Annotated in this window: 5 protein-coding genes and 1 pseudogene; all 6 read right to left on the reverse strand. The window is 62.6% G+C overall.

Annotated features, from left to right (window positions below; genetic code table 11):
- Window positions 1-821 precede the first annotated feature (821 nt).
- Window positions 822-2189, reverse strand: coding sequence for a chromate efflux transporter (gene chrA / locus K7H22_RS19650; protein WP_230802505.1), 1368 nt, complete (start codon window positions 2187-2189; stop codon window positions 822-824).
- Window positions 2189-3010 (reverse strand): chromate resistance protein ChrB domain-containing protein, encoded by an 822-nt coding sequence (locus tag K7H22_RS19655; protein ID WP_230802508.1) that lies wholly within the window; start codon window positions 3008-3010, stop codon window positions 2189-2191. Before K7H22_RS19655 ends, chrA begins: the two co-directional genes overlap by 1 nt.
- A gap of 379 nt (window positions 3011-3389) precedes the next feature.
- Window positions 3390-3971, reverse strand: a complete 582-nt coding sequence (locus tag K7H22_RS19660) for a rhomboid family intramembrane serine protease (RefSeq protein ID WP_230802509.1) — start codon at window positions 3969-3971, stop codon at window positions 3390-3392.
- 148 nt (window positions 3972-4119) lie between these two features.
- The gene (locus K7H22_RS19665) at window positions 4120-4656 is read right to left on the reverse strand and encodes a hypothetical protein (RefSeq protein WP_230802506.1); all 537 of its coding nucleotides are present in this window, start codon (window positions 4654-4656) and stop codon (window positions 4120-4122) included.
- Between the two features lie 155 nt (window positions 4657-4811).
- Window positions 4812-5540 (reverse strand): DUF736 family protein, encoded by a 729-nt coding sequence (locus K7H22_RS19670; protein WP_230802507.1) that lies wholly within the window; start codon window positions 5538-5540, stop codon window positions 4812-4814.
- 124 nt (window positions 5541-5664) lie between these two features.
- Window positions 5665-5966 (reverse strand): annotated as a pseudogene (locus tag K7H22_RS19675) (hypothetical protein).
- Window positions 5967-6030 lie beyond the last annotated feature (64 nt).

Consider the following 6030-nt stretch of genomic DNA (forward strand, 5'->3'; position numbering starts at 1 on the left):
GGTTATAGAGCCACCACGTGAGTGTGGGGGCATGGCCGAATGTCTGGTTTCCGAATCTGCCCGGGTCAGGGACGGCGCAGCCGCCGGCTTGCCGGGCGCAAAAGTTTTCTGCGCGCGGCACCCGACACATGCGCGCGCTCACGCACGGGTTCACCCCAAGCCACCGGCCCCGCCCTCGCCGAAAAGTTTTGCGATCCTTGACGCGGGCTGATTTGGGGGCCATCCGGAGGATATGCTTCCGCACTCATGTGTGTGTGTTTTGACGGTAGGTTTGCCCGACCCGAGCAGGCAAACGGCCCGACCGGACGCGAAAGACGGATGGAGCGGCGGGATCGTTTTGGCCTCGGGCCAAAACAGACCAGAGCGCAATCCGGCGGAGCGGCCGGGGAGGGACGTGCTCGCGAGGCGGGCAAACCGGGATGCCGGGTGCGACGCCGCGGTGAGGCCGCATGGCCGAATGCGCGACGGACCGAAGGGCCGTTCTCCCCTGCGACACGCGAAGCCGAGCAGGGGAGGCCGTAAGGCTCTGGCCACGGTTGATGTGCAGGAACTACGCTGCCGACTATAGGGATTGCTTGTCCAGGCATTCGACGTGATGGGCGGAAGGCCGACTGTGATCTTGCAGCATTGCAGTCGCAGACAATGGCTTTAGCAGCCAGTCGCCATCCCGCCGCCCTATAGCGGCAGTTGGCGGGATGAGCTGAGTTTGCAAAGTTGCGTATCGTAGGCCGGGTTGTCGATATGCCCATCCTAAAGCGCACTGATAAACGGCCTTGGATTTCTCCTGGAACTGGTCGCACCTATCCGGCATGCCGACGACATCATGTCCAGCCAAGGGCAGCGAGCGCCATCCCTGCCAGCGCACAGCCAGTTAGAACCGTCACTGGGCCAAGCTTGAACTGGAACACCGCCAGAACGGCGCCAAGCACCAGCGCCGCAGCCGCCAGATTGATCGAGGACCAGACAGGCACATCGAGATCGAGCCCGAAGGATGCGATCGTCCTTACCTCGTCGAAAACCACATGAAGCCCAAACCAGACAGCGAGGTTCAGGATGACGCCGACCACGGCTGCGGTGATGGCGGTCAGCGCGGCGGTCAGGAGCGCGTTGTCGCGCAGGCGCTCGATGAAGGGGGCCCCGAGGAATATCCAGAGGAAGCAGGGCGTGAATGTCACCCATGTCGTCAGAAGTCCGCCCAGCGTTCCCGCCATCACGGGCGACAGGCCACTCGCCTCGCGGAACGCGCCCATGAAGCCCACGAACTGCGTGACCATGATCAGGGGGCCGGGTGTGGTCTCGGCCATGCCGAGACCGTCCAGCATTTCGCCGGGGGCGAGCCAGCCGTAGTTCTGCACGGCCTCCTGCGCGACGTAGGCTAGCACCGCATAGGCGCCGCCGAAGGTCGCAACCGCCATGACACTGAAGAAGCCGGCGATCTGGGAAAAGACATTGGCAGGGCCGAGCAGGACGAACAGAAGGGCAATCGGGGCCAGCCAGAGCACGAGGAACACCCTCGAGATGCGGAATGCCCAAGCCCGATTGACCCGTGTGTGATCGGGTGACTCCTCGCCCAGCAGCGTATCGGCGTCATCGACCTGGACCTTGCCGACCTTGCCGTGTCCGCCGCCGCCATGGAATGCTGGCAGGCCCGCCCGCGCGCCGAAGAAGCCGATGATGCCAGCGAGCAGGATGATCAGCGGAAACGGTACCGCGAAACCAAAGATCGCCACGAAAGACGCGGCGGCAATAGCGACCATCGCGCCGTTCTTGATCGCGCGCGATCCAATGCGGATGACGGCCTGCACGACGATCGCGAGCACCGCCGCCTTGAGCCCGAAGAACAGCGCCTCGACCGGTCCGACATTGCCGTAGAGCGCGTAGATCCAGCTCAGCGCCATGATCGCCACGACGCCGGGCAGTACGAACAAGACGCCCGCGATAATCCCGCCCAGCGTGCGATGCATGAGCCAGCCGATATAGACGGCGAGTTGCATCGCCTCCGGGCCCGGCAGCAGCATGCAGTAGTTGAGCGCGTGGAGGAACCGCTTCTCGCCCAGCCAGCGCTGTTCCTCGACCAGGATGCGGTGCATCAGCGCGATCTGTCCGGCGGGGCCGCCGAAACTCAGGAGCCCGATGCGGGCCCAGATGCGGGTGGCCTCGGCCAATGTGGGATAAACACGGTCCTGCATCAGTCTGCCTTCGGTTTGTTGGTGGGCCAGTTGTGGGTCTCGTCGGTGGCGTCCCGTGCCCATCGGTAGAAGGCGTCATAGAGAAGCATCCCGGCGTCCAACTGCTCCAGATCGTCGGAGAACATGCGCGACAGACCGAGCGACGCGGCCAGCAGCCCCGCAGCTTCGGGCGCGAGATCGAGTCGGGCGGTATCGGCGCCGCGCACGATTGTCGCGAGCCGGTCGAGCGCGGGGATGTTCAGGCCGAATTCGGCAAGCAAGACGTCAAATGTGCAAAGCTCTTCCCGATGGCTCCAGAATACGTCCTCGATGTCGAAGGGCGCGGCGTTATAGCGTTCGGCGACGCCCACCACCTCGGCGGGCGCCACAAACAGGATTGCCGCGCGTGGGTCGAGAAACCGCCGGATCAGCCAGGGACATGCGATGCGATCGATCTTCGGCCGGGACCGTGTCACCCAGATGGTGCGGCCCTGCGCGTCGCGCGCGGGCAGCTTCGCGGGATCGATCAGCGGCAGCTCGGCCAAGCGCCAGGCTTCGAACCCGCCATCGAGATACTCCGAGGTGCAGCCTTCGGCGCGCAGGATCGCGGCTGTGCCTTGGCTGCGCCGATGGCCTGCCTGACAGACGGCGATGGACGTCTTCCCGCCAAGCTGGAAGGCAAGTCCAGCAAGATCGCGGTCGTCAGTCCTTATGGATCCGGGTAACAGGCGCGGATCAGCGGCGAAATCCTCCTCGGACCGCACGTCTAGCAGGAGCGGTGCGCGTGGGGTCCCGATGATACGGGCAAGTTTGTCGGATGAAATGGCATTGGGCGCAGGCATGTGCGTTCCTCCGTCGCCGGGGTTAAACAGGAACGCGATCTTCGGCTGGCGCCTCGTGGGGAGCTCGCGGGTCCCCATATTGACAGGGTCGTAAAAATCTTTCGCAATGTCAATCATATGAACCTGTTCAGCATAACTACGATCGCGCTTGACTGGCGATTTGAGATTCTATCCGCCTTGCGGCAGTGGCTCGCTGGCGAGATTCCGGGTCCGAGAGACCCAAATCCATCGAAAGTCTGCTTCCTCGCCGGCATGACGATCACCCGACAGATGCTGCGCCGTGTCTGATCGTCGTCGTTTGCTGCGCCATGCATGAGCGGCCGCTTCGAAGCAAGATCTACGAAAGGCCGATCTTCCGCTCTGGGCCGATTGTACTGTTTCATTCCAGATCGACGCCGCCGAGGCGCGGCGCATGGACATGCGTCCGGACAAGGACTGCAGCGACCGCGCCCGCGATAGCGCCGAAGAGATGAGCCTCCCACGAAACGCCGGGTTGGCCCGGAAGAACGCCCCAGAGAATTGAGCCATAGAGGACACCGACCACCAGTGCCGCGCCCAGCGTGATCAATGAGCGATCCACGAAGCCGCGCGCGACGAGGAAGCCAAACCAGCCGAAGACCAACCCTGACGCACCGATATGGATGGCGGAGCTTCCGAACAGCCAGACGAGTCCGCCGCCGAGGCCGATCACCACTGCGTTCACCGGCAGCAAGGCCCTCGTGGTCGTGGCCACCAGCAGCCCACCCATCACCAGGAGCGGCGGCGTATTGGCCATCAGGTGCGCGAAACTTACATGCAGGAGGGGCATGGCGATGACGCCATCCAATCCGCTGACGTGCCGGGGGATCAGGCCGAAGGCCGGGTTCAAGCCGTAACCGATGATCCAATTGACGAGGTGAATCGCCCAGAGCAGTGCGACAAAGGCGACAAGCGCTGCGGCGCGCCGGAAGAAGGCGCGCATGTGATCCCGGTTCATCATGTTGGCGACAGTAGACGTCACCACAACGCCTTCAACGGCTTCCGCACGCTGCACAGGATGCCACCTCCGGGAAAGGGGGTTTGAGGCGGCCAACTTGGCAAAGGCCCAAGGCAAGAGAACGGCCTCGATCTTACACGGTGTTCCCCGGACGAAAGGGCTGCGGTTCTCGCTCGGGGCGCTTCAGGGCTTCGGCGAATTTGCGGGCATTGTCATCGATCGTGCTGTGCCACAGCTTCGAGACAAACGCCCGAGCGTCTTGGACCGTCATATCGTTCAGCGATGAGGACAACGCCATGAAAAGCTCATCCCTGCTGATCGCAGCGGCACTGTGCATAGCGTCCGCGTAAAATGAAGGGTCGTTCAGGACCTGTTCGCTTAGCGGCATCAGCGCAAGGTTCTCCTCCGGGATCGCCATGAAGATCGTGTCCTGCAGGTCGGTCAGATACGCACGCCGCGAGGTGGATACCGACTTTCCTGCTGCCTTGGCGTCCAAATACGCCTGCCGGTTCTTGTCGAGCTTCGCCGTTGCATGGGACATGATGACGGCGCGCTGTCGGGCGGGTAGCGCAAATGCGGTGCAGCGCTCGATATGGGCGAGGAGATCTGCAACCTCTGCCTCAACATCAAAGCTCTCGAACCATGGAACCGTCCCTGATCTAGCCGCCACGCGCCCGCCCTCGATATTGCGATAATATATTATTGTATCGCATTTACACCAGATCGTAAGCGGGTGGCGTCCTTCACGCAAACGGACATGGAAAAAGGGGAACCGTGATCCCACGGCTCCCCTTTCGGTGCGGATCGTCTAATCTCGCGCGTTAGTCATGCGACCAACGACAGCCCCGCGCCCGCGTCCTGCGGCTGCTCACCGCTGTCAATGAACGGGATGATCGAGAAGGTCTGCCCGCCGCGCTGTTCTTCGTTCTGCACGGCGTTCACGCGCAGGTCGCCATCGGGCGTGTTGATCAGCAGCGACAGGTAGTCATTGCCCGTGCGGCTGCTTTTGGCCATCCACGCCGAGCCGACGCGGATCGGTGTGCCCCGGGGCGAGCTGACCTCGATCCGGTAATCCGGGTGGGTCTCCTCGGATTTGTAGCTGTTCTCGATCAGTATGAACTCCAGATCGAACATCATGTTGGCGATGTAGCCCGTGAAGGCGTTGTCGGCGTCCATGGCGGTGAGCTCGCCCGAGATCGAGCCGGATTTCATCAGGCCGTTCGAGACCAGCGGGATGATCTCGAACTCGCCGCTTTGGGCCGCGCGCGCCTCTTTCGTCTGCACCGCATTGACCCGGAACGGGCCCAAGCCGACATCGATCTGCATCGAGATGTAAGGGTTTCCGCTGGTATTGCCGGTCTCGTTCCAGGCCGTGCCGATGCGCACCTTGCGGCCTGATTTGTTGACTGCAGTCACGTCGTAATCCGGGCTGCGTTTGGACATCTTGGCCCGCGCCTCCAACTGGATGGCGATGTCAAAGCGCGTCGAGTGGATCATGCCGGTGTACTGAGCGGCTGCGGTCTCGACATTGCGGGTGAGGGTTCCTGCGAACATGGGATGGTTCCTTTTGGATTGGCCGGTGCCTGACGTTCTTGCCAACGCATCCGGGATTGCTTTCTCGACCCCTTGAGGGATCACAAATCAGAAAGCCTGCTTTCCTTTCAGCCCCGCCCACGGGTCAGAGCTGCCGTCCGAGGGGGAAGGCCCCGCGCCTCCGGGTGCTACGCCCCTCCCCTGCCCGTCTGGTCTTGATTGGCTGCCCGAATTTTCCGCGCCGTCCTCCAATCGCGCAATGAAAAACTCGGCCTCTTTTCCGTTCAACCGTTGCCCGCTCCGGTCGGTCAGACCGATGCAGCTTCCGTTCGGCACATAGGTGATGAGGTACTGACCGAGCCTGTCCTTGTGGACAACGTAGCCGGTATTGGCCCAATGCACGGTCTGCCCGGCATCGACCGCGGCTTTGATTTCATCGAGTGTCATGCGATCCTCCATACGAAGAATGGTGGGGAAACGACGCAAGAAGCCCGATCTTCCATGCAAGATT

Source organism: Seohaeicola saemankumensis (assembly GCF_021021435.1).
Taxonomy (GTDB): domain Bacteria; phylum Pseudomonadota; class Alphaproteobacteria; order Rhodobacterales; family Rhodobacteraceae; genus Seohaeicola.